The sequence below is a fragment of the Fusibacter sp. QWL-12 genome (assembly GCF_058683495.1).
In genome coordinates, this window is the sequence record NZ_CM178745.1 from 338,334 (window position 1) to 362,376 (window position 24,043).

Annotated in this window: 28 protein-coding genes and 1 other annotated feature; all 28 genes read right to left on the reverse strand. The window is 37.8% G+C overall.

Going from position 1 to position 24,043, the window contains the following annotated elements; genetic code table 11:
• Positions 1 to 3: 3 nt before the first annotated feature.
• The 28 genes from AC4PID_RS02030 to AC4PID_RS02165 all read right to left on the reverse strand — a co-directional run bounded on the left by AC4PID_RS02030 (position 4) and on the right by AC4PID_RS02165 (position 23,965).
• Positions 4 to 810, reverse strand: coding sequence for a TlyA family RNA methyltransferase (locus AC4PID_RS02030; protein WP_492133923.1), 807 nt, complete (start codon positions 808 to 810; stop codon positions 4 to 6).
• Positions 803 to 2,671: a 1-deoxy-D-xylulose-5-phosphate synthase gene (gene dxs, locus AC4PID_RS02035; protein WP_492133924.1), complete on the reverse strand. Its 1,869-nt coding sequence runs from the start codon at positions 2,669 to 2,671 to the stop codon at positions 803 to 805. The genes AC4PID_RS02030 and dxs overlap by 8 nt, the downstream gene beginning before the upstream one ends.
• A gap of 44 nt (positions 2,672 to 2,715) precedes the next feature.
• The gene (locus tag AC4PID_RS02040; RefSeq protein WP_492133925.1) at positions 2,716 to 3,162 is read right to left on the reverse strand and encodes a divergent PAP2 family protein; all 447 of its coding nucleotides are present in this window, start codon (positions 3,160 to 3,162) and stop codon (positions 2,716 to 2,718) included.
• Between the two features lie 9 nt (positions 3,163 to 3,171).
• Positions 3,172 to 4,089, reverse strand: coding sequence for a polyprenyl synthetase family protein (locus AC4PID_RS02045; RefSeq protein ID WP_492133926.1), 918 nt, complete (start codon positions 4,087 to 4,089; stop codon positions 3,172 to 3,174).
• Positions 4,079 to 4,288, reverse strand: a complete 210-nt coding sequence (gene xseB / locus AC4PID_RS02050; RefSeq protein WP_492133927.1) for an exodeoxyribonuclease VII small subunit — start codon at positions 4,286 to 4,288, stop codon at positions 4,079 to 4,081. Before xseB ends, AC4PID_RS02045 begins: the two co-directional genes overlap by 11 nt.
• Positions 4,289 to 4,290: 2 nt before the next feature.
• Positions 4,291 to 5,505, reverse strand: a complete 1,215-nt coding sequence (xseA, locus tag AC4PID_RS02055; RefSeq protein WP_492133928.1) for an exodeoxyribonuclease VII large subunit — start codon at positions 5,503 to 5,505, stop codon at positions 4,291 to 4,293.
• A 102-nt stretch (positions 5,506 to 5,607) separates the two neighbouring features.
• Entirely contained in the window at positions 5,608 to 6,534 is a 927-nt protein-coding gene (locus AC4PID_RS02060; protein WP_492133929.1) for a tRNA (adenosine(37)-N6)-threonylcarbamoyltransferase complex transferase subunit TsaD, read from the reverse strand.
• Between the two features lie 3 nt (positions 6,535 to 6,537).
• Positions 6,538 to 6,924 (reverse strand): transcription antitermination factor NusB, encoded by a 387-nt coding sequence (nusB, locus tag AC4PID_RS02065; protein ID WP_492133930.1) that lies wholly within the window; start codon positions 6,922 to 6,924, stop codon positions 6,538 to 6,540.
• A 63-nt stretch (positions 6,925 to 6,987) separates the two neighbouring features.
• Entirely contained in the window at positions 6,988 to 7,350 is a 363-nt protein-coding gene (locus AC4PID_RS02070) for an Asp23/Gls24 family envelope stress response protein (RefSeq protein ID WP_492133931.1), read from the reverse strand.
• A 143-nt stretch (positions 7,351 to 7,493) separates the two neighbouring features.
• The gene (locus AC4PID_RS02075; protein WP_492133932.1) at positions 7,494 to 7,925 is read right to left on the reverse strand and encodes a CD1247 N-terminal domain-containing protein; all 432 of its coding nucleotides are present in this window, start codon (positions 7,923 to 7,925) and stop codon (positions 7,494 to 7,496) included.
• 161 nt (positions 7,926 to 8,086) lie between these two features.
• Positions 8,087 to 8,644: an elongation factor P gene (gene efp, locus AC4PID_RS02080; RefSeq protein ID WP_492133933.1), complete on the reverse strand. Its 558-nt coding sequence runs from the start codon at positions 8,642 to 8,644 to the stop codon at positions 8,087 to 8,089.
• A gap of 128 nt (positions 8,645 to 8,772) precedes the next feature.
• A complete protein-coding gene (locus tag AC4PID_RS02085) occupies positions 8,773 to 9,270 on the reverse strand; it encodes a shikimate kinase (RefSeq protein ID WP_492133934.1) in 498 nt (165 codons plus the stop codon).
• On the reverse strand, positions 9,267 to 10,346 hold the full coding sequence (locus AC4PID_RS02090; protein ID WP_492133935.1) for a type IV pilus twitching motility protein PilT: 1,080 nt from the start codon (positions 10,344 to 10,346) through the stop codon (positions 9,267 to 9,269). Before AC4PID_RS02090 ends, AC4PID_RS02085 begins: the two co-directional genes overlap by 4 nt.
• Before the next feature lie 17 nt (positions 10,347 to 10,363).
• Positions 10,364 to 10,831, reverse strand: coding sequence for a methylglyoxal synthase (locus tag AC4PID_RS02095; protein WP_492133936.1), 468 nt, complete (start codon positions 10,829 to 10,831; stop codon positions 10,364 to 10,366).
• Positions 10,832 to 10,841: 10 nt separating this feature from the next.
• Positions 10,842 to 11,468 (reverse strand): uridine kinase, encoded by a 627-nt coding sequence (gene udk / locus AC4PID_RS02100; protein ID WP_492133937.1) that lies wholly within the window; start codon positions 11,466 to 11,468, stop codon positions 10,842 to 10,844.
• A 21-nt stretch (positions 11,469 to 11,489) separates the two neighbouring features.
• Entirely contained in the window at positions 11,490 to 12,719 is a 1,230-nt protein-coding gene (locus AC4PID_RS02105; protein ID WP_492133938.1) for a peptidase U32 family protein, read from the reverse strand.
• Positions 12,716 to 13,384 carry an O-methyltransferase gene (locus AC4PID_RS02110; protein WP_492133939.1) on the reverse strand — a complete coding sequence of 223 codons (669 nt, stop codon included), beginning with the start codon at positions 13,382 to 13,384 and terminating at the stop codon, positions 12,716 to 12,718. Before AC4PID_RS02110 ends, AC4PID_RS02105 begins: the two co-directional genes overlap by 4 nt.
• Entirely contained in the window at positions 13,385 to 14,395 is a 1,011-nt protein-coding gene (gene mltG, locus AC4PID_RS02115; RefSeq protein WP_492133940.1) for an endolytic transglycosylase MltG, read from the reverse strand.
• Positions 14,396 to 14,417: 22 nt separating this feature from the next.
• A complete protein-coding gene (locus AC4PID_RS02120; RefSeq protein ID WP_492135408.1) occupies positions 14,418 to 16,091 on the reverse strand; it encodes a ribonuclease J in 1,674 nt (557 codons plus the stop codon).
• Between the two features lie 310 nt (positions 16,092 to 16,401).
• Positions 16,402 to 16,845, reverse strand: coding sequence for a Fur family transcriptional regulator (locus AC4PID_RS02125; protein ID WP_492133941.1), 444 nt, complete (start codon positions 16,843 to 16,845; stop codon positions 16,402 to 16,404).
• Between the two features lie 27 nt (positions 16,846 to 16,872).
• A complete protein-coding gene (locus tag AC4PID_RS02130) occupies positions 16,873 to 17,163 on the reverse strand; it encodes a DUF1292 domain-containing protein (RefSeq protein WP_492133942.1) in 291 nt (96 codons plus the stop codon).
• An 18-nt stretch (positions 17,164 to 17,181) separates the two neighbouring features.
• The gene (gene ruvX / locus AC4PID_RS02135; RefSeq protein ID WP_492133943.1) at positions 17,182 to 17,622 is read right to left on the reverse strand and encodes a Holliday junction resolvase RuvX; all 441 of its coding nucleotides are present in this window, start codon (positions 17,620 to 17,622) and stop codon (positions 17,182 to 17,184) included.
• Between the two features lie 53 nt (positions 17,623 to 17,675).
• Complete coding sequence (locus AC4PID_RS02140) at positions 17,676 to 18,626, reverse strand: aldo/keto reductase (RefSeq protein WP_492133944.1); 951 nt, start codon at positions 18,624 to 18,626, stop codon at positions 17,676 to 17,678.
• Positions 18,623 to 18,877 carry an IreB family regulatory phosphoprotein gene (locus AC4PID_RS02145; protein ID WP_492133945.1) on the reverse strand — a complete coding sequence of 85 codons (255 nt, stop codon included), beginning with the start codon at positions 18,875 to 18,877 and terminating at the stop codon, positions 18,623 to 18,625. Before AC4PID_RS02145 ends, AC4PID_RS02140 begins: the two co-directional genes overlap by 4 nt.
• A 54-nt stretch (positions 18,878 to 18,931) precedes the next feature.
• Positions 18,932 to 21,556 (reverse strand): alanine--tRNA ligase, encoded by a 2,625-nt coding sequence (gene alaS / locus AC4PID_RS02150; protein WP_492133946.1) that lies wholly within the window; start codon positions 21,554 to 21,556, stop codon positions 18,932 to 18,934.
• Between the two features lie 46 nt (positions 21,557 to 21,602).
• Positions 21,603 to 21,809: a binding site (T-box leader), on the reverse strand.
• Between the two features lie 50 nt (positions 21,810 to 21,859).
• The gene (gene nifU / locus AC4PID_RS02155; protein WP_492133947.1) at positions 21,860 to 22,306 is read right to left on the reverse strand and encodes a Fe-S cluster assembly scaffold protein NifU; all 447 of its coding nucleotides are present in this window, start codon (positions 22,304 to 22,306) and stop codon (positions 21,860 to 21,862) included.
• A gap of 2 nt (positions 22,307 to 22,308) precedes the next feature.
• Complete coding sequence (nifS, locus tag AC4PID_RS02160; RefSeq protein ID WP_492133948.1) at positions 22,309 to 23,484, reverse strand: cysteine desulfurase NifS; 1,176 nt, start codon at positions 23,482 to 23,484, stop codon at positions 22,309 to 22,311.
• 19 nt (positions 23,485 to 23,503) lie between these two features.
• Positions 23,504 to 23,965, reverse strand: a complete 462-nt coding sequence (locus tag AC4PID_RS02165; protein WP_492133949.1) for an RrF2 family transcriptional regulator — start codon at positions 23,963 to 23,965, stop codon at positions 23,504 to 23,506.
• Positions 23,966 to 24,043: the final 78 nt, after the last annotated feature.

Sequence of the window (24,043 nt, forward strand, 5' to 3'; positions counted from 1 at the left end):
CTCCTATTCCGCAATTAGTGATTCATGAGCAGACTGCGCAATACTGTCTGTATCAATCATTGAACCTGTGTTATCATTTTGCAAAGTTGCATACGCTAAAAATTCAATATTTCCCTTTGGACCTTTAATAGGTGAAAAGGTCAAATATTTGACGAAAATATCATTCTCCCTGCAAAAGTTCATAATGCCTTCTAGAACCTGCTTATGCACTTTTAACTCTCTAACAACACCGCTTTTTTTAACCTGCTCTCTGCCAGCTTCAAACTGAGGTTTAATTAAAAAAACCATACTTCCCGTATCTTTTAAAAGTTGCTTTGCAACTGGTAATACTAGCTTTAAAGAGATAAAAGAGACATCTATGCTTAGAAAATCAATTTTTTCACCGATTTGTTCTTCCGTCACATATCGGATATTGGTTCTTTCCATGTTAGTGACGCGTTCATCGTTCCTTAATTTCCAATCCAATTGCCCATAACCGACATCTACAGAAAAAACATGTTCAGCACCATTTTGGAGCATACAATCAGTAAAGCCACCAGTGGATGCGCCAATGTCCATGCATCTTTTTCCCGTTAGATCAATGCCCAGTGTTTTAATCGCCTTTTCAAGCTTCAAACCACCTCGGCTAACATACGGAATTGGATTTCCTTTAAGCGTTATTTCAGAAGCAGTATCTACCTTTGTCCCAGGCTTATCAATCCGTTCTGTACCGATAAAAACCAGTCCAGCCATAATTGCTTTTTGAGCACGTTCTCTTGATTCGATAAGACCTTGTTCTACCAAAAGGACATCAATCCTCTCCTTAGGCATGATTTACCTCCTGTATAAAAGCTTGAATCCCTGCAACATCTAATCCTATTGAAGCAAGTAATTCATCCATTTCACCTTGTTCAACAAAGCAATCCTCAATTCCTCTATGGTGGCAAGGTGTTTTTACACCTGCTTTAATTAACCCATTTGCGACATTTTCACCCATACCACCTGCGATGATATGGTCTTCAAGTGTAATTAACGTTTTATATGTCTCACAAACTTTAACCAGTTCACTTAGATCAAGCGGCTTAATTTTTCTAAGGTTGAGAACACCTACTTTTCCATTCGAAGCTTTTGCGACTTCAAGTGCTGTTTTTACAAGCTTGCCAGTTGCTATAAGAAGCGTTTCAGTCCCTTCAACCAGGAGTTCTGGTTTTAAGCTATCCGGTAGTGTGCTTGCTATTTCATAAGCGCCACCTCTCGGATAGCGAATTGCAACTGGTCCCTCATTATATTCAGATGCAAAGTTAAGCATATAAGATAGCTCAGTTGCGTCTTTCGGTGAAAGAATCATCATGTTTGGCAGATGAGATAAATACGATATATCGAAAATGCCATGATGTGTTTCACCGTCGTTTCCAACGAGGCCTGCACGATCAATACAGAGTACAACAGGTGCTTTTTGAATGCACACATCATGAACCACTTGATCATATGCTCTTTGTAAGAAAGTTGAATAAAGAGCAACATATGGTTTTACACCGGACAACGCCATCCCAGCAGCCATAGTAACGGCATGCTGCTCTGCGATCGCCACATCAAAAGTACGATCTGGATGTGCTTTAGAGAAATCTGAAAGTCCAGTGCCTTCTATCATTGCAGCACTTATTGCCACCACGTTTTTATTTTTATATGCAATATCGATCAGTGTGTCTCCGAAGACTTTTGAAAAGTCCTTTTTCCCACCACTTTGAATCGGTACAAATGGATCAAATTTGCCTACACCGTGATACAAATTAGGTGCAGTCTCAGCAAACTTATAGCCTTTCCCTTTTTGTGTAATAACATGTAGAATAACAGGTCCATCTACTTGCTTCATCATTTCCATGTGCTTAACCAATTGTCTCAAATCGTGTCCATTAATAGGACCAATATACGTAAGTCCAATTTCTTCAAAAAATACGCCGCCGTCTACGACGAAATACTTAAATGAATCTTTCAACTTACTAATCATATCAACAATAGGTTGACCAAGGGATGGCAAACGCATTAGATTCGTCTTAGTTGAACCTTTAATCTTGGTATAGTTTTCACTGGTTCTTAAACTATTAAGTGCAATCGACATGCCGCCAACATTTTGAGAAATCGACATCTCATTATCATTCAGTATAATTTTGACATTATTTTTGCTATGACCGATATAATTAATCGCTTCATATGCCATACCACCTGTTAAGGCACCATCGCCAATAATACCGATTACTTCATAGCTGAGTCCTCTAATATCTCGAGCAAGCGCCATGCCTACTGCAGCAGATATCGAAGTACTGCTGTGTCCTGTATCAAAGTGATCGTGTTCAGATTCATGCCTCTTTGGAAATCCACTCAACCCTTTGTATTGTCTCAGTGAATCAAACTGATCACATCTTCCAGTCAACAGCTTGTGAACATAGGCTTGATGCCCAACGTCCCATACAAATTTATCATTTGGACTATCAAATACCTTATGAAGTGCCATCGTTAACTCAACAACACCTAAATTGGATGCTAAGTGACCTCCAGTTTTCGAGATAGATTGAACCAGAAAATTTCGAATCTCATATGCAAGTACAGTTAACTCTTCATAGGACAATCTTTTCAAATCTTCTGGGGATTTGATGTCGTTTAAATACTTATACATAGCCGTTCCTTTCTCCATAGCAGAACGCCCTGCCCTTCTAACTTTTTTCCTATATTAAACTATTAAACCATTAAATTAGCAATTAAAATGCCTAAAATAGCACCTACAACCACCTCTGTTGGTTTATGGCCAATGAGTTCTTTCAGCTTTTCCTCTTCGAAATGCTTGTTTTTATAGATATCAACGATAATATTATTGAGTAATTTTGCTTGTTTACCAACTGATCTTCGAACCCCTGAGGCATCATACATGACAATAAAAGCCATAATGAGTGATAACGCATAAATCGCAGATCCCCAGCCTTCTTGTAAACCTATAGCAGTTGAGGCTGAAACTATGGTAGCTGTATGCGCACTGGGCATACCGCCAGAACCATGTAATCTCTCAAGTCTTAATTCTTTATCAATCAATAGGGTCAAAATCAATTTAATGGTCTGTGCTACCAGCCATGCCATTGCTGCTGCCCAAAATATTCTATTTGAAGTAAATTCACTTAAAAAGTCGCCCATTCATCACCTCTAAAAATCTCTTTTACTTAAATACATTACCAGCGACTTTAAAAAATCACTTTGACACCTTAACTTATTTATATCATTTAGAATAGACGCTTCTAACTCGGCCACATACGCTCTTGATTCATCTAAGCCCAATAACGCAGGATAAGTACACTTGTCATTTTGTGCATCGATTTGAGTTCGCTTGCCCAGCTTGCTCTCATCTCCAACGACATCAAGAATATCGTCTACCACTTGAAATAAAAGACCAATCGCTTCACCAACTCGTTCTAATTTAACTAGTTCATCAGCATCTGCACGACCTAACTTTGCACCTGCTAAAAACGCCGCGGTTAACAGCTTACCTGTTTTATTGGCATTAATGAAATCCAACGCATCTCGATCAATCTCACCTTCGTGATATTTGATATCCGCAACTTGACCTAAAATCATCCCCTTAGACCCTGAGGCAGATAGAATGCTTTTCATTGCGAGTAAGCCTTGCTCTGGATGCGTTAGTTTTAAAGAAGCACTAATCATCAACTCGCTAGCAAGATTTAAAAGTGCATCACCTGATAGAATCGCCATATCCTCGCCAAACACCACATGGTTGGTTGGTTTTCCTCTTCTGAGATCATCATTGTCCATGCTAGGAAGGTCATCATGTATGAGTGAATAAGTATGAATCATCTCAATCGCGATAGCAAACTCAAGTGCAATTTTAAGATCCGCATCATAGGTTTTCGCCATTTCAAGAAGAATAATAGGTCTAATCCGCTTGCCACCAGCAAGCAAAGAATATTTCATACCTTCTTTTACGAGATCGATTGCTTTTAAGGATTCTTTTGTTTTAGGTAAATCAGAAAAATGACCTTCGATCGATTTTAGTAAGATACCATCAAACTGCGAAATTAAGTCATTCACCTCGCTATTAAGCTTCATTAGAGCCCTCCTCATCCACAAGAATCGTCTGGATTTTTGCTTCGGTATTCTCTAATATTGTATTACACTCTCGATAGAGTTTGATGCCTTCTTCAAACACCTTTAACAATTCTTCTAAAGGTGCTTCACCTCTTTCTAATATTGTAGAAAGCTCAGCCAATCGTTCAATTTTTTTCTCATAAGTCGATTTTCCTGCCATCGTTACTCTCCCTTAATCTTCTTAATATGAGTCACCTCAGCGTCAACACTGCCGTCCGATATCCTGACTTTAATCTCAGAGCCAATCTTGAGTTGATGGGTTGATAGAACTGGTTCATTTTCAACCGTAACGATTCCGTAACCACGTCTCATTACTGCAAACGGACTCATAGCATCTAACTTAGCGCCAATGGTTTGGAGTTTTTCTTTTTCCGAACGAATTGCGCGTGTCACATTCTGAACAGAAAGTACTTTTTTGTGATTTAAATCCTGCATTTTAAATGCGATCGTTCGGCTGAGTCTGTTTGATAATTGATGTGGCTCAAATCGATTGAGTTTAGACCTCTCTAGTTCCATTCGGCGGCTTACCAATAAAGACATTCTCTGAATTTGACGATTTAAATCCAATACCATTTCATTTTTTGAAACAATTGCAATCTCAGCAGCTGCAGACGGCGTTGCCGCACGCAGATCCGACACAAAATCACTTATCGTAAAATCGGTCTCATGACCAACACCAGTAATCAATGGAATTTTTGAGTGATAAATTGCGTGCGCAACAACCTCTTCGTTGAAAGACCAAAGCTCTTCTATTGATCCACCACCTCTGGCGAGAATAATTAAGTCAATGTCATCCCGTTGGTTAAAATAGTCTATCCCTCTACAAATTTCAAATTTTGATTGTTCACCTTGTACACGAATTGGATAAATCAAAAGCTCAGAAAAGTTATTTCTTCTTTTTGCAACCGATAGTATATCTTGAATGGCTGCACCTGTCGGCGAAGTTAGGATACCGATTTTCTGAGGTAGCTTAGGAATAGGCTGTTTATGCGCGTTATCGAAAAAACCACCTTTTTCTAGCTTTGACTTTAGCGCTTCAAACTTAACGTGTAAATCCCCAAGTCCTACGTTGTTCATTGCAAATGCGTTCAATTGATATCTACCATCTCTTTCATAGATGGTAATTTGACCTTTGGCATGAACGCGATCTCCATTTTTCGGATTAAAGTCCAATGCGCTTACATATTGAGAAAACATGACGCAAGCAATTTTACTTTGATCATCCTTAAGTGTAAAATACGCATGACCACTTGAATGCCTAATATAATTAGAAATTTCACCCTCGATAATAATCTGGTTTATTATAGGATCTGTGCTCAAAAGACGCTTTAGATAGCGCGTTGCTTCTGTTACAGTAAATGACTTCATTTTTATCATTTTTTACTCCCTGTTTATGCGTTGGTACAATTTTTCTCAAAAGTTGAGTTGATTTAAATTTTCATAATTTGCTTTACACTACCGCCTATTCATCATCAGATATTAACGGAAATGTTGTAATCTCCCCATTTCAGCTACACCCAGTGCATTGTCTCTCGAATACTCTGGAGGTGCAAAATAAAGCCCGTCTTGAGGAAAATTGTGTTTAAGCCATTCTTTAACAATTGAGTTAGATGAAACGCCACCTGAAAAAATGATAGGTAATTCTGAAGGTAAATCAGCAATCAACTGATAAAGTAGGTTAGAAATTGTATTAAATATATGTCTACAGCAGTAAGCTGCCGTTTTTTCCGTAATTAGTTTGTTGTACTGATTCTCAAGTCCCGAAAGATTAAATCTACCAAAATCGACATTTTTAACTTTGAAATATTCTAAATGTGTTTCGGACTGAGCCATTTGATCCATTTCCTTACCACAAGGAAAATTAAGACCAAGCTTAACGCCAATTCGATCGATTAACTGACCAAAATTTAAGTCTAAGGTACCACCTATAAGATCAATATGAAACGCTTCATCCTCCCATTTAACACTGAGTAGCTCTGTGGTTCCACCTGAAAGATGTAGTCCAATAAACTGCTTAGGAATTGGGCTGATTTTTAGACTGTGTAATGCAGCCATTAGATGTCCCTCTTGATGAGAAAATTCATATAGAGGGATACTTAATGCATTGGATAAATTGGTTGCAAATAATACCCCTGCCTGAAATACTGGCATATAAGAGCCTTCAACCGGTCTTGGTCGACTTGATACAGCAATTCCCTTAAAATCCTTAGGACTTAATTTTAAAACCAAATCTGAAAACACTTCAGAAAGCTTGTTAACATGCTGAAAAAAGCCCTCAGATTGACGCAGTCCGCGTTCTCCGGGCTTTACCTTAAGCATGTGATTGTTTTCATAGAGAATATTTCCTCCATCATCTATAACAATCATTGAAGTTGTGTAACAACTGGTATCTATGCCTAATATCATATCTTATTCCTTGACTGTATAATGGCTTAGTACTCCGTTAATAAATTTGCCTGATTTCTCATCAACGTACTTTTTCGCGAGATTAACGGCTTCGTTAATGCTTACTTTAACTGGAATTGCTTCATCGTATAGTATTTCTGTCAATCCAAGTCTCAAAATGGATAAGTCCAATTTAGAAATCCGTTCAAGCTTCCATCCTTTAAGATGCTCCGAAATTTGCTTTTCAATTTCATCTTTGTTGGTATACCATAATCCTATGATATTTTTAATATAAGCTTCGTCTAATGCTTCTTCATAGTGCTTTAAAAATCGCACTAGCTCATAATCCTTTTGAATTTCCATTTGATACAGAATCTCCATAGCCACTTCACGGCTTCTTATGCGATTCATTTGTCCTCCCTACATGAAAATGACTAACTTCATTGAAGCCAGCCAGATTTCACACACAATAACTTAATTTTTGGTGTTGATTCCTTCAACAAAGACATTGACTGCTTTAACTTCAAATCCAGTCATTGACTCTATAGCCAACTTAACATTCTCTTGAACCATTTTCGCAATCTCGTGAATTTTAGTACCATAATCCACGATTACTGTTAAATCGATTTGTACCACGTTATCTTCCATTTCAACGTGAACGCCTTTATTGAAATTCTTTTTGCCCATCATTTCCATCATTTCTTCAGAAAACGTACCACTTAAAGCCTTAATACCTTCTATTTCTGCAGCTGCAATTGAACCAATTACACCTATTACGTCGTCTGCTATGTTAACTTTGCCATGTTTATACGCATCTATGATCATGTTTTCAGCCATTTTTTGCCTCCTTTGTTCACTATATTGATATTATAGCAAACTTGTGATTTCAATACAAATAATTAAATACCACTAGCGAAATTGCGGCTAAAAAAAGAGATGCTGTCTGAGCACTGTCAGACAGCATCTACTATTTGTTTGCTTTATTCTTCGCAACAGTCGCAGCCTTCTTCACCACAGCACTCACAGTCTTCTGTGAATTCTATGATAACGCCACAACTTGGGCATTCAACATCTTCACCCTTATCGATTAAATTACCATCAACAAAGAAAGATTCCCCACATTCAGGACATTCTACTTCTTCAAAATCGTCATCTTCGAAATCATCGTCCTCATAGATATCATCTTCAAGGTCAGCAAGATCTTCGTCGATTGCTTCTACATAATCGTCTAATTCCAATACAGCATCGTTGAGATCATCGAGCTCGTCATAAACGTCATCCACTTCATCAGCGAAATCTTCTAAAACTTCGATAATTTGAAGCAATAACTTGCCTTCGTTAGTCTCTTCACTAATTTTCATGCCCTCAGCCAATCCTTTAAGATAAGCCACTTTTTCATGCATATAGCTCATTTGAATCCCTCCTTTTAGTGGGTAATATATATTAAACGGCATAAAGCCATTTAAAACAGTACATAGCCCCTTGCGGAAACGCCATGGATTTACATCCATTCATTAAAGATTAAGACTCAATTGTTTAGCGAACTTAGAGTAATGTCATGTCCAATAACTGACTAAGCTCTTGATAAATATTCGCCAGTACGTGTATCGATCTTAATTTTATCGCCTTCGTTTACAAATGTAGGTACAACGATTTCAGCGCCAGTTTCAACTTTAGCTTTTTTTGTAACGTTTGTAGCAGTATCACCTTTAACGCCTGGCTCTGCTTCTACAACTTCAAGAATTACAAAGTTAGGTGGTTCAACAAGGAAACATTTGCCTTTGTAGAATTTAAGCGTAGCAGAATCATTTTCTTTAATGAAAAGAATCGCGTCTTCTACTTGCTCGTATTGTAATGGGATTTGATCGTATGTTTCATTGTCCATAAAGTAGTACAATTCGCCTTCATTGTACAAGTATTGCATTTCTTTAGTTTCAATATGTGCTCTTGGGAACTTTTCAGATGGGTTGAAAGCTTGCTCTCTAATTGTCCCATTGATTAAGCTTTTGTACTTAGTTCTAACAAAAGCAGCGCCTTTACCAGGTTTAACATGTTGAAAATCAACAATTACGAAAGGTTCGTTATTTATTTCAAACGTAACGCCTTTTCTAAAATCACTTGCAGCTATCATTATAAAAACCTCCAAATAATAATCAAACTCAGACCAACACTTATTATAGCTTTAAACTTTATTGATTGTCAAGAATTCTCCATACATAGATTTTATCAGAACTAAAAGCCCTATGCAATTAAAAACCATCACGTTGAAAGTGCGATTATAATCTCTTCAACAAGTGTCTCTGAAGTTTTACCATCGACGTCAATAATCAGATTTGCAGCAGTTTCATATAAGCTCTGTCTCACCTTCAAGATTGCGTGTAACGAATGCTTTTGTAGCATAGGTCTGTTATCAAAATTGCCGTTTAAATTGGCCTCCAATTGTTCAATACTTGCCTTAAGATAAACAACCTTACCCAACTTTCTTAATTCTAATGTATTTTGAGCATTGGTTACAATGCCGCCACCGGTGGAGATCACCGCAGAAGTTACACTGGATAACTTACTTGTTAAATCCAGTTCAAGCTTTCTAAAGTGCGCTTCGCCATACATGTCAAAAATTCTCTGAATGGTAATGCCTTGCATGGATTCAATAAGTGCATCCATATCGATAAACCTAAAACCTAGTCGTGAAGCCAGTTCTGGACCAATAGTTGTCTTTCCAGAACCCATCATTCCGATTAGGATCACGTTGTTCATACTCCCTCCAACTTGTGTGCACTTCTCTCTAAACGCTTAACGAATTCAACGTCCTGACAAAATTTATAGAGGGTTTCTTGGGTTATCACCTTTTCGGCAAAACGTTCAAAAAGGTTAAAATCCATACTTGTCATACCCTGTTTTTTGCCTACGATCAGCGTATTTCTTATTTCTAAAAAGGCTTCTGATAGGATACTTGAACGTATCGCAGTATTATTAAGCAAGAGCTCATAGCACAGAACGCGTTTATCGCTAGTTATCGTTGGTACAAGCTGTTGGGCAATAATACCTGACAAATTAGATGCCAGCTTTAATTTTCTATTTTCTCTTCTTTCAGGTTTTGCAGATGCAATAATTGACTCAATTGTGGTAACTGCATTAATTGATGGTATCCCTGCTATCACAAGCTTTCCTGACTCAGAAATTTGCAGTGCAAGCTCAAGTGCTGCTTCATCTGAAACATCCGATATCATTACTACATCAGGATCGTGCCGCATGATACTTTTAATACCTTCATATACCGTATCGCAATCAATGCCAACATCTCTTTGTAAAACGATAGATTGTCCATGCTTAAACAAATATTCAATTGGTGATTCCACAGTAATAATATTAAGACATTCGGATTCATTGAGATGCTGTACAAGTGATGCCATCGTTGTAGACCGCCCAGAACCAGATGCACCACTAACCAATATGAGTCCTCTACCTTGTGATGTCAATTCATACATAACACTTGGAATTTCAAGTGTTTCACGAGTTGGAATTGTGAGCTTGAGGATTCTTATTGATATACTATAGGTGCCTCTTTGCTTAATGATATTTACCCTAAATCGACCAAACTCAGTAATGGAAAAACTAAAATGAACTTCCCCTTTGTGTTCGAGCCTTTCTAGTTGTTCAGTACCACAAAGCTCTCTAACGCCCTCTGCAACCTGTTCGTGTGTCATGGTATCGTATATATCAACAGGCTTCAGAGTCCCATTAACACGAAGCATTGGTTTGGCATAGGGTGCTATATGAATGTCTGAGGCATTCACTTCTATTGCTGTTTTGATTAACTCAAGATGGTTCAAAACATCACCCCAATTTTCTATAGATCTCTTTTTAAATACGAGTCAAAATTGATAATTTTGCGTGGATAACTTTGGTCCATAAACTTACTTGTCAACAAAAAGTCCGCAGTAGATCGATTCATTGCGATAGGAATGTTGTAAAGCGTTGCAATTCTTAACAATGCTTTTACATCTGGATCATGTGGGTGCATGCTCATTGGATCCCAGAAAAACACCATAAAATCAATCTCGCCTTCAACGATTAAACTACCAATTTGTTGATCGCCTCCAAGCGGACCGCTTTTAAGTCCTCTTATGGGTAAAGATAACGCTTCTGTTATCATCTTAGACGTCGTGCCTGTACCATATAGAAAATGTTTTGTTAGTGCATCCTTGTGCTCGCTACACCATTCGATCATATCTTTTTTTCTAGAGTCATGTGCGATTAGTGCGATGTGTTTTGTCGGTAATATTTCAGCTATTTCAACTTTATGTGCTTCTAACATCCTATCTCCTTTATTGCTTTTCTTTTATGATTGACATCACCTTAGTCGTCATTAGGTCGATGGCAACTTTATTATAACCACCTTCTGGTATAATAATGTCTGCGTATTTTTTCATAGGCTCGATAAATTGCTCATGAGCTGGTTTTACAGTTGTTAGATATTGATCAATTACTGATTCTAACGTTCTACCTCGTTCGTTAATATCTCTTGTAATCCTTCTAATGATTCTCACGTCTGCATCCGTATCAACAAAAATCTTAATATCCATTAACTCTCTTAAACGTTCATCTTCGAGAATCATGATACCTTCAATGATGATAATCTCACGTGGCTTTACATGAATCGATTCAGTTTCTCTGTTGTGCTTAGAGAAATTATAGATCGGTTTATCTATAGCCTTATGTTCACATAGCTGTTTGATATGTTCAATTAACAGCTCAGTATCAAACGCAAGTGGATGATCATAATTTGTTTTAACGCGTTCTTCGTAAGTTAAATTACTTTGATCTTTATAATAAGCATCTTGCTCAATAATAAGAATATTGTCCTCAGGTAGTGACTTGAAAATGGCTTTCGCAACGGTACTTTTCCCCGATCCTGTACCACCACATACCCCAATAACAACTGGTTTACTCATAAACTCCTCCCAAATGATTTATTAATCTCTTGCGACCATTCGAACCAAATCGTGCTTTTTCACTTCATGATGCAGTGGTATTTTAACGATCATCTTAGCGTGTGGTGCAACGTCAATTAATTGATTGTCTTTATCAAACATCTCATCAACGATATGCTCATGATAAAAATAATTTGGTCCAATGATTTCTATCTTATCACCTTTTCTAAAATGATTTCTTTGTTCTATAGTTGCAATTCCCGTTTCTTTATCATAGTCCTCAACAACGCCGATAAAGTCATAGGTTCTTACATAAGAGCTCGTCGTGTAAAGCTGATCTTCATGCGTCGGCTTATTGTTGTAAAAGCCATGCGTAAACTCTCTGTGAGAAACTTTTTGTAATTCTTCAAACCATTCAGGATTATATACATAATTTTCTGGGTCTTTATAAAATTCATCAATCGCTTGTCTATATGCCCTTACAATAGATGCAACATAGTATATGGTCTTCATTCTGCCTTCAATTTTCAAGCTGTCAAGGCCAGACTTTATCAACTCTGGTATTTGATCGATGACACAAAGATCTTTTGAGTTAAAAAAGAACGTACCCGCCTCAGTTTCTTCTACTGGGAAATATTCACCTGGTCTCGTTTTTTCAACCAAGTTGTATTCCCATCTACAAGGCTGAGCACAAGCCCCTCTGTTGGCATCTCTTCCCGCCATATAGTTGCTCATTAGACATCTTCCAGAGTAAGAAATACACATTGCACCGTGAACAAACGCCTCAATTTCAAGGGACATTGGTGTTTTTGCTCGAATCTCAGAGATTTCCTCAAACGAAAGCTCTCTGGCTAAAATAACGCGTTTCACACCCTGCTCATGCCAAAAATTTGCACTCATATAATTGGTATTATTCGCTTGTGTACTTAAGTGTACCTCTAAATTTGGAGCATATTTCTTCACAAACATAAATGTGCCTGGATCAGATAGGATCACAGCATCTAGACCAATGTCTTTAATCTGATCGATATAGCTTTCAAGATAATTTATATCTTCGTTATGTGGAATAATATTTAAGGTCAAGAAGACGCGTCTGCCTCTTTCATGTGCAAAAGCAATTCCTTCCTTCATATCCTCTATTGAAAAGTTCTTTGACGCCGCACGTAAACCAAACACTTGACCACCAATATAGACAGCATCTGCCCCATATAAAATGGCATACTTTAACTTCTCCAAATCGCCAGCAGGCGCTAGCAATTCAACACGCTTCATGCATGTCCTCCTTTTTTTATACTAATCGCGAGCCCATCACCCATAGGCAAAACTGTCGTTTCAAGCTCTGGATGTGTCGTAAGGAACGCGAGATATTTCCTCATTCGTTTAACAATTGTTATCTTTCTTCGCACAAGGTACTCGTTGGTAGCGATCATCCCTTTGTAAAGTACATTATCAGAAACAATGATCCCTTCGTCTTTTAACATCGGGTAACAAAGGTCAAAAAAAGCTTTGTAGTGTCCTTTAGCCGCATCGATAAAAATCATATCGTATTGACCATTTAACGTCTGTAGCACTTCAGCTGCATCGCCAAGGTGCTGAATCACATCCACCTTTGGGACTATCGATTTAAGTTCTGTAAATGTTTCTGCAGCTTTTTGATACATTTCCTCTTTTAGCTCAATCGTTTCAATTACACCTGCTTGCATCTCAATTGCCATCAGTGAAGCAGAATAGCCTATGGCAGTTCCTATTTCAAGGATTGCCCTAGGCTGTTTAATTTTAAGCATGACTTTAAGATATTGTGCAATCTCTGATTGAACGATAGGAACATGGTGCTCATCCGCATAAGCTTCAAGAGCACCCAATAAACCAGTGTGTGTCGGTACAAGTGTTTTAATATAGCTTTCTACATATGGATCGACGATTTTACTTTCAATCATTTAGTTCCCCTTTTGGGCATCTCTATTATGTCCTTCTAAAGTTTCATTAAAATAATGTGAACCATCATTTGTTTCTTTGGTTACAAAGTACAAGTAGTTCGTGTCAGCAGGATAAAGTGCCGAATGAATTGCCAGTTCACCAGGTGATGCGATAGGCGAAGGCGTAAGCCCTGCATTTATATAAGTGTTATACGGATTCTCAATTGCTATATCAGCAAAGCTAAGAACGTCTTTTCTTTCTTGAAGAATAAACTGTACGGTCGCGCAAGATTGTAATAGCATGCCTATGTCTATACGATTGTGAAAAACACTCGAAACGATCGGAAATTCTTCTTCAACTCTCGCTTCGCGCTCAATAATAGATGCTAATGTTACAACTTGATCAACTGTCATGCCTAACTCTTCAGCTCTTGCATAATACTCATCTTTAAAAACTTCATCAAATCTGCTCAACATTCTATCGACGATTTGATATTCAGTAACCCCTACTTTAAAAGTGTAGGTATCTGGGAAGAGGTAGCCTTCAAGTCGATAGCTTCTGTCCACGCCTTCTAAAAAAGGATAATCAAACTCACCATTTTCAAGTACGTCAACAAAAGTATCTCGATCAATTAATCCTTCTGCTTCGAGCTTATCGACAATTTGTCTAACTTCATAGCCTTCTGGAATTGTAAAGGTAACCGTTTCAACGAAAATATCACCATCGACTAACTTATTGATAATCGTCTCAAGATCCATCGATTTAGAAATTTTATAATCGCCTGCTTTCATTTGACCATCAACTGACATTTCCTTTGCTTTCATCTTAAACGCATTTGCATTTTGAATAAGACCTTGTTCTTCAAGATCACTACCGATGCTTGCAGTTGTAGCACCACTTGGAACTGTAAACAAAACCTCCGAAGTATCATTCGGATCAGCTGGTGTATAGTATTTTTCTAAAATTGCTGAACAACCAGAAAAAAACACTAAAGTGACAAACAACAAAGTTAGAAGTGTTAACTTTTTCATATTTCCTCCCAAAGGTAAAGTACTATACCTCCATAAACACAGGTAAGATCATTGGTGATCTCTTCGTACTTTGATAGATATATTGACTGAGTGCATCTCTCACTGATGTCTTTAATGAAGCCCAGTCTTTAATGTTTTTGTCATAGCATTTTTTAAGTTCTTCCTCGATGACTGCTCTAGCACCATCCATTAAAACTTCTGATTCTCTCACATATACAAAACCACGTGAGATCAAATCTGGACCGCTGACATGTTCACCTGTAACGCTCGAAATCGCTACTACGATGATGATTAAGCCATCTTCAGCAAGGTGTTTTCTGTCTCTAAGAACGATGTTACCAACATCACCAACACCTAAACCATCGATAAATACTCTGCCCGCTTGAACCGGCTTGCCCAGTCTTGCACCTTCAGAAGTAAACTCTAAGACGCTACCATTATTGAGGATGAAAATGTTCTTATCATGCATCCCCATTGACATCGCAAGTTGTTTATGACGGTCTAAATGGACGTACTCACCATGCACAGGAACGAAGTATTTTGGCTTAGTTAATGCTTGCATGAGCTTAAGTTCCTCTTGCTTTGCGTGACCTGAAACATGGACATCTGCCAATGATTCGTAGATCATTTTTGCGCCTTTTTTAGTCAATTGATTGATGATTTTATAGACTGATTTTTCATTTCCTGGAATTGGAGATGAAGACAGAATTACCAAATCACCTGGGGTGATTTCCATATTTCTATGTTCAGAGTTTGCCATTCTAGCAAGCGCACTCATTGGTTCACCTTGTGAGCCAGTTGTAATAACAACCAGTTCATTTTCAGGATAACGAGAAATATCCTTGATATCAATAATCATATCATTAGCAGGTAATTTTAAATAACCTAGCTCTATGGCAACGCCAGTGACATTTACCATACTTCTACCTGAAAAGGCTACTTTACGATTATTGAGATAGGCTGCATTGATAATTTGTTGAACGCGATGTACGTTAGATGCAAAGGATGCGACGATGATACGAGAAGTCGCATGTCTGAAGATTTCTTCAAAAGTATCTCCAACCGAGCTTTCAGACATAGTATAGCCTTCTCTTAAAACATTTGTACTGTCTGAAAGAAGCGCCATAACGCCTTCATCACCTAGTTTTGCAAGTCTATGCAAATCCGTTCTTTGTCCATCTATAGGTGTAAAGTCAATTTTAAAGTCACCTGTTTGAACGATTGTACCATAAGGCGTTCTTATCGCATAGGCAACAGCGTCTGCAATACTGTGGCAAACGCGAATAGGTTCAATCTCAAAAGCGCCTACTTTAATCACTTGACCAGGTACGATTGTGATCAATTTTGGATTTAATTTGTGCTCTTTTAACTTGTTTTCCACTAAGCCAAGTGTTAATCTCGTACCGTAGATCGGTACGTTTAAATCTCTTAGGAAATATGGAATCGCACCAATGTGGTCTTCATGACCATGTGTTAAGAAAATACCTCTTAATTTTTGATGGTTTTTCTTAAGATAGGTGATATCTGGTATAACGACATCGATGCCCAATAATTCATCTTCTGGGAACGCCATACCACAATCCACTACGAAGATATCATTTTCAAACTCATAGGCAGTCATATTTTTACCAATTTCGTTAAGACCACCGAGTGGAATCACTCTAACTGGTGTTTCTTTTGAAATGTTTTCAATCATGTTTTTAGCATTTTGAGCAACTTTAGGCTCATCTTGTTTTGCTTTAGTCTTATTCTTGTTATTTGTGTTATTTGTGTTATTTGTATTATTTGTGTTCTTATTGTTAGTATTGTTCCTATTGTTTCTATTTGTGTTGTTTTTCTTTTGTGGGGTCGAAACCGTTTCACCCATATTATTTTTCATGTTATCTTTTATTTCTTCATTATTTATTTTCTTTGTCATATGTCACCTCTTATCTAATCTACAGTCAATTTTTCCGATCCGACTGCGCCGATGACACCGTTCCTATTTACGAAAAAGAAACCCTGTACTAAACAAGGTTTTTACATTTACTACAAATACCATAAAATTTTAACTTATGATCTAGGATCTCAAACGCATATTCCTTTTCAATCTTATTTTCAAGCTCATCTAATAAATCGCCTTCCACTTCAATTACTGCACCACATTGTGTGCAGATTAAGTGATGGTGATTGTGATGACCTTCATCATTGTATAGTTCATAACGTACACAGCCGTCCTCTAAATTTAAGGAAGATACGACTTCAAGCTCCTCGAGTAATTGTAAAGTTCTATAAACAGTTGCCAGACCCATTTCAGGATTGGTTTGCTTAACGATGTCATATATTTCTTCTGTATTGAGATGTAAGCCTTTGTTCGCTTCAATGGCACTCAATATCGCTATTCTCTGTGGTGTTAATTTATAACCCGCTTCCTTTAACTTCTTCTTGTATCCATCATATACTGAACTCATAATCTCACCTCAATACTATTATTATTCTTATTCTTCGTCCATTTCGTCTAACAATTCATTGTATGCATCTACAACTGAATTTAATTCATCTTCATCTTCGATTGTTTCAAAAACAAACTCAGCATCTTCTTCTGAAACTCTAAAAATGAGTATTTCATCTTCATCATTTACGTTTGATAAAATTGCATATTCTTGACCATCAAGCTCAAGATTCGCAATCACATTAAACAGTGTTGGCACACCATTCTCGTCTAGTAATTCAACCACATCAGATTCTTCAAAATCTGGTTCTACTACATCGAATAAATTATCGCTCATGTTTTTTCTCCTTCTCTATTAAACCGTTCTATTTCGATCTAAATAACCTTGCAAAATCAAAGAGGCTGCGAGCATATCCACGACTTTTTTACGGTTTTCGCGTCTTACATCGCCTTCAATCAACGCACGAGTTGCGCTCATCGTCGTTAATCTTTCATCCCAGAATTCGATTTTTACTTTTTCTTTAATTCGATCGGAATAAATCAATTTTTTTTCTAATTTATCCATGAATTGCTTGGTTTTCTCTCCTTGAGGTCCAACTGTACCATTCATGTTATATGGCATTCCCGCCACAATAGTCGTTACTTCATATTCATTAATCAAATCAATCAATCGATCGATATCTTGCTTAATCGACTGTCTTATTATGGTTTCTTTTCCCTGTGCAGTTATCAATAAAGCATCGCTTATAGATACGCCAATTGTACGGTCACCGACATCCAATCCCATTATTCTCATTTAATCATATCCTCCAGTATACCGTATTTAAACGCTTTATACAATGTTAATTATCAATAGACTTTAATGCAAAACTCAGGGCAAACCGTTGAGCAGTAACCACACAAAACACAACGCGATCGCTCCACTTTTGCGATACCATCTTCCAGTGAAAGTGCTTTGTGGTCACACTTTTCTACACATGCCCCACAGCCTATGCACCAGTCTGCTATTTGTAGCTTCTTTTCTTTATGGTCAATTCGACGAATCATTTCATCCGTGATAGATTCACCAAGGATTCTTGCGACATTATAATCAATTTCTGCAGTAGATTGCATTCCAAACGCAATCGCATCCAAATAGGTTTGAGATTTAAGATAGTCAAAACATTGATCAATACCACCAAGAAGATTCCCACCACCAAATGGTTTCATGCCAAAAACGCCACCGCCTAAAGCCTTGTAGCGTAAAAGAGCTTTTTCCATATCTTCGCGTGTACCATCTTGTATCCCAAGTCCATTTATATTCGTAATTGGATGTACAATTTCAATTTCAGGGTATTTAATAGCCCCTAGAACACCTGCTACATAATGTGTTGAAATGCCAAAAGCTCTAATTTTGCCTTGTTGCTTTTGTTTTAAAAAATATTCTATTGCTTCATAGTGTCCCTTAATCGTAAGTTCACTCATTTGTTCATGAAGCATAAACACATCTACGTAATCTGTTCCCATCTCACGGAGTGCTTTTTCAAAGCTTTCCTCAGCTGTTGCTTCAGAGTACGCATAACACTTGCTAGCGATCACAAGTTTTTCTCTTCCAACTCTCTTAATAGCTTCTTTTAAATGTGCGTATGTTTCATATAACTCAGCAGTGTCTATAAAGTTAATGCCTTTCGAATAGGCATATTCAATCAATGAGGCCCCTTCATTAGCGCTCAAATCGCGTTGAAGCGGCCCCATTGTTAAACTTCCGAAGCAAATCTTTGATACCTCAATATTTGACTTCCCTAATTTGCTATAAATCATTTCTTGTTGTTCTCAATATAATAGTTGATTAGAACTTCGAGGATATCATCTCGTTCGATTTTTTTAATCATAGTTCTTGCATCGTTGTGTGTTGTGATATAGGTAGGGTCACCAGAGATCAGATAACCAATCAATTGATTAACAGGGTTGTACCCTTTTTCATCAAGTGCGTTGTACACATAAAGCAAAATGTCTTTATGCTCACCATTTTCAAGATAATCCTCTACACTAAATTTCATCGTATTTTTCATCGGAGTCCCCCTTCTAATCGAAGTAATTTATCCTATGATGTCATTATACCCTTTTTAGCTTAATAAATCATAAACTTTTTGAAGAGCTTCTTCAACTTTTTCAGGGTCTTTGCCACCTGCTTGTGCCATGTTTGGTTTACCACCACCACCGCCACCAGCGATTTTTGCAACTTCTCTAATGATATTGCCAGCATGAGCGCCTTTTTTAACCGCTACATCAGAAACCATAGCAAGGAGTTCAACCTTTCCATCTGCTACGTTTGCAAGTACCACGACACTGTTCTCAAACTGATTTTTAACTTGATCACCCATGTTGCGAAGCGTGTTCATGTCAACGCCATCAAATTTTGCAGTTACAACTTGGTAGCCATTTATTTCTTTCATACTGCTTAGTACATCAGATAAAGCATTTTTAGCTAATTTATTCTTTAAAGCTTCATTTTCTCGTTGAAGCGACTTAATCTCAACTTGTAGTTGTTCTGCCTTATGGCCAACTTCACCTATACTTGTTTTAAGAATATCAGAAACTTGATGAAGCTTATTGTCTAAATCTGTAAGCAATTTGTAAACATTTTCACCTGTGAACGCTTCAATTCTTCTTACACCAGCTGCAACACCAGTTTCACTGACGATTTTAAAGAGACCAACTTCAGCAGTGTTAGTAAGATGTGTACCCCCACAAAGCTCAATACTATAATCACCCATAGTTACGACTCTAACTGATTCTCCGTATTTTTCACCAAATAACGCCATTGCGCCTTTTTCTCTAGCACGGTCAATCGACATTTCTTCAGTTACAACGGGTAGAGAATTAAAGATTTGTTCATTGACAAGCTTTTCAATCTTCATCAAATCATCATGTGAAATTGCTTCAAAATGAGAAAAGTCAAATCTCAATCTCTCTGGGCTAACCATAGAACCAGCTTGCTCAACGTGAGTTCCAAGAACTGTTCTAAGTGCTTTATGCAAAAGATGGGTTGCAGAGTGATTTCTTGCTGTTGCCATACGTTTTTGTACGTTTACACTTGCTGTAACCGTATCATTGGTTTTAACACTACCTTTTAAAATTCTAACTTGATGGCTGATGATTCTACCAACGCTTTTTTTAGTTTCTAGAACCTCTGCCATGAAGTGATCGTTGAAAATATGGCCAACATCCCCCACCTGACCGCCACCTTCTGGATAGAAAGGTGTTTGATCAAGTACTAACGTTACATCCATCCCTTCAATTGCTTCAGGTACGATTTCATCACCTACGACAGCGACAATTTTACAAGTCTCTTGTAAGCTTTGATAGCCAATAAAGCTCGACACGACATCTTTAGGTAGTTGTGCAACTGCATCGCTTGCCCAGCCGAGTTCATCGCCATTTCCCCTAGCATTTCTAGCTCTTTCTTTTTGGTTCTCCATTTGAACTTCAAACTCTTTCTCGTTGACACTGAGTCCTTGCTCTTCAAGAATTTCTAATGTCAACTCAATAGGGAAACCATACGTATCATAGAGCTTAAAAGCACGTTCGCCGTCTAGAACCGTTAAGTTATTTGACTTAAGGCCTTCGATGTACTCATTCAAAATATTTAAACCTTGATCAATCGTCGCTTGGAAACGTTCTTCCTCGATAGAAATGATACGTTTAATATAATCTTGTCTTTCAACTAAGTTATTGTAGTTATCGCCATATGCTTCAATGACTGTATCTACTAATATTGTTAAGATATTACCTGTCATACCTAACTTCTTAGCGTGACGAGCAGCACGTCTTAAAAGTCTTCTAAGAACGTAACCACGACCTTCATTGTTTGGCATAATGCCATCGCCAACCATGAACGTAACTGCTTTAACGTGATCTGTAACGATTCTAACTGAGATATCTCTGTCTCTATCTTTACCATATACAACGCCTGAATTTGAAATAACAGCATCTCTAATCAACTTAATCGTATCAACTTCGAAAATAGTATCCACATCTTGCATGATACAAGCGATTCTTTCTAGCCCCATTCCTGTATCAATGTTCTTTTTCTCAAGCTCACTATAATTGCCATTTTCATCTCTATCGAATTGAGTAAATACGTGATTCCAGAATTCAAGGAATCTTTCACACTCACAGCCAGGACGGCAATTAGGATCGCCACAACCATACGCTTCGCCTCTATCGAAATAGATTTCTGAGCAAGGACCACATGGACCTGTTCCGATCTCCCAGAAGTTATCCGCTTTACCAAGGCGCGTAATTTTTTCTTCTGGAATGCCGATGACATCTCTCCAAATTGCAAACGCTTCATCATCTTCTAAATAAACAGATGGCCAAAGCTTTTCTACAGGCATTTCTAAAACTTCAGTGATAAACTCCCAACCGTACTTAATTGAGCCTTCTTTAAAATAATCACCAAAAGAAAAGTTCCCTAACATTTCAAAAAAAGTTGCATGTCTAGCTGTTTTTCCTACGTTATCGATATCGCCAGTTCGAATACATTTTTGACAAGTTGCCATCGTTGAATTCGGTGGCACTTCAACACCTGTGAAATAATTTTTGAGTGGTTGCATACCTGCATTTACAAGTAACAAACTCTTATCGCCATGCGGTACAAGCGAATAACTTGAAGTAACATAGTGACCTTTTGATTCATAAAATTCTAAAAATGCTTTTCTAATTTCATTTAAACCCATTTTTTTCATAATGTGACCTCCCCAATTTATCGTACAAAAAAACCTCCAAAGAAAATGTAGGGACGACTTATCGCGGTACCACCCTACTTATTGGGCAACGCCCAATCACTTTGAAGGTTAAACTGCATCATAACGTTTGCAAAACGCACTTTCCTACTATCCGTTCAGAAAATGGGCTCGGAAGCTGCTTCGATTCTTGCGCATTTCCACCACACATACGCTCTCTATCGTTGAATCTACTCCTCTTCGTCTATGCCTGTCATTTATTCTTATCACATTTTAACACATTTATTTTTAAAGAACAAATATTTTTTAAAACTCGATATCGACAACTTCATGATCATGATCGTGCTCTTCGTGTGGATCAAAGCCCTCAAGTCCAGCATAAGTCTTGCCATTTTTATGTGCATAATCATAAATTGCAGCTTTAAGCGCTTGCTCAGCAAGTACAGAGCAATGTACTTTAACTGGAGGTAATCCACCTAAAGCATCTACAACTTGCTTATTTGTAACCTTTAAAGCATCTTCAATGCTCAGTCCCATAATAAGCTCTGTTGCGATAGATGAAGCTGCTATAGCAGAACCACAACCAAATGTTTTAAACTTTATATCTTTGATATGATCGTTTTCAACTTTTATATAGATGCGCATGATGTCGCCACATTTCACATTGCCTACTTCGCCAACACCATCAGCATTTTCAATTTCTCCAACGTTTCTTGGGTTCATGAAATGATCCATTACCTTCTCAGTATACATGCTTACTTTCCTCCCTGTACCCTGTCATATAAAGGGGACATCATTCTTAATTTTTGAACTACCTCTTTTAAAGCTTCTATTGTATAATCCACATCTTCCTCTGACGTAAAATCGCCAATTGTCAGACGAAGTGACCCGTGTGCAATTTCATGTGGTAACCCAATCGCAAGCAACACATGCGAAGGATCAAGTGAACCAGACGTACACGCTGAACCGCTTGAACCACCAATCCCTTTTGCATTCAAACTAAGTAGTAGCGCTTCTCCCTCAATAAACTCAAAGCAAACGTTTACATTGCCAGGGTGACGTTCAGTAGGATGACCGTTGTATTTTACATAATCAACCGATTCTAAAATACCTTTAACCAATCTTTCTCTAAGCGCAACCAGCTTAGCAACGTGCGTTTCAAGATTTTGATCAGCTAGCTCTGCGGCTTTCGCAAAGCCCATGATACCAGCTATATTTTCAGTACCTGCACGACGTTTTCTTTCCTGTGCGCCACCTTCTATAAGGTTGTGAATGCGAATCCCTTTTTTAATGTAAAGTGCACCCACGCCCTTTGGTCCATAAATTTTGTGACTAGAGACGCTCATCAAGTCAATCCCAAGTGCATTTACATCTATTTTGACATTGCCATAAGCTTGTACGGCATCAGTATGGAAAATTGCGCCACCTTCATGAACGATTTTTGAAATTTCTTCGATTTTTTGCATCGTTCCAATTTCATTATTAATGAACATGATTGAAACCAGAACTGTCGTCGGTTTCATCGCTGCTTTAAGTGCCTCTAAATCTATTTGTCCATAGGCATCAACATCCAAATAAGTGACTTCAAAGCCTTCTTTTTCAAGTGCCTCACATGTATGAAGAATTGCGTGATGCTCTATTTTAGTCGTAATAATATGGTTACCCTTTGCTTTGTTCGCATGCATAACCCCTTTTAATGCCCAGTTATCGGATTCAGAACCACCAGCTGTAAAATAAATCGTATCCGCTGCTGTACCCATGGTTGCAGCTACGCGAGAACGTGCATTTTCTAAAGCTCTTTTAGCGTCCTGTCCAAAACTGTGTATGCTTGAAGCATTGCCGAATGTCTCGGTAAAATAAGGAAGCATTTCTTGGACAACTTCCTCTTTAACTGGTGTTGTCGCTGAATAATCTAAGTAAATTTTTCTCACTTCTTACCCCTCCAAAACGTTATTTGCATTCACAAATGCTATTAATGATAAGACTCTCCTGATTGGTTTGATAGTCGTCTATCATATGTTGTAAAGTAATTGAATTTACGACACTTGTAATGCTTTCATAAATCTTTTCATAAATGACCTTTGTGACACAATACCTCGAGTGATCACAAACCTCTTCTTCTGTATCCATTACAACACAATCCGTAGGCGCTAAGGGACCTTCCAAAGTCGTTAAAATAACGCCAACAGTTATCTCGGTTGGACCTTTAGCAAGCATGTAGCCGCCTTGAGCTCCTCTAACGCTTTCAACCAGTCCAGCTTTTCTTAAAGGCGATATCAATTGTTCTAGATAGTTAACTGAAATCGCTTGTCTTTCAGCTATGCTAGTTAGTGAAATTGGACCATCGCCATAGTTTAGTGCAAGATCAAACATCGCCTTTAGACCATAACGGCCTCGTGTAGATAATTTCAAAATGGTTTCTCCTTTAAATCCTAGTTTTTTACTAAGAAATCATAATAATTATAATATATCCGATTAAATGCGTCAACT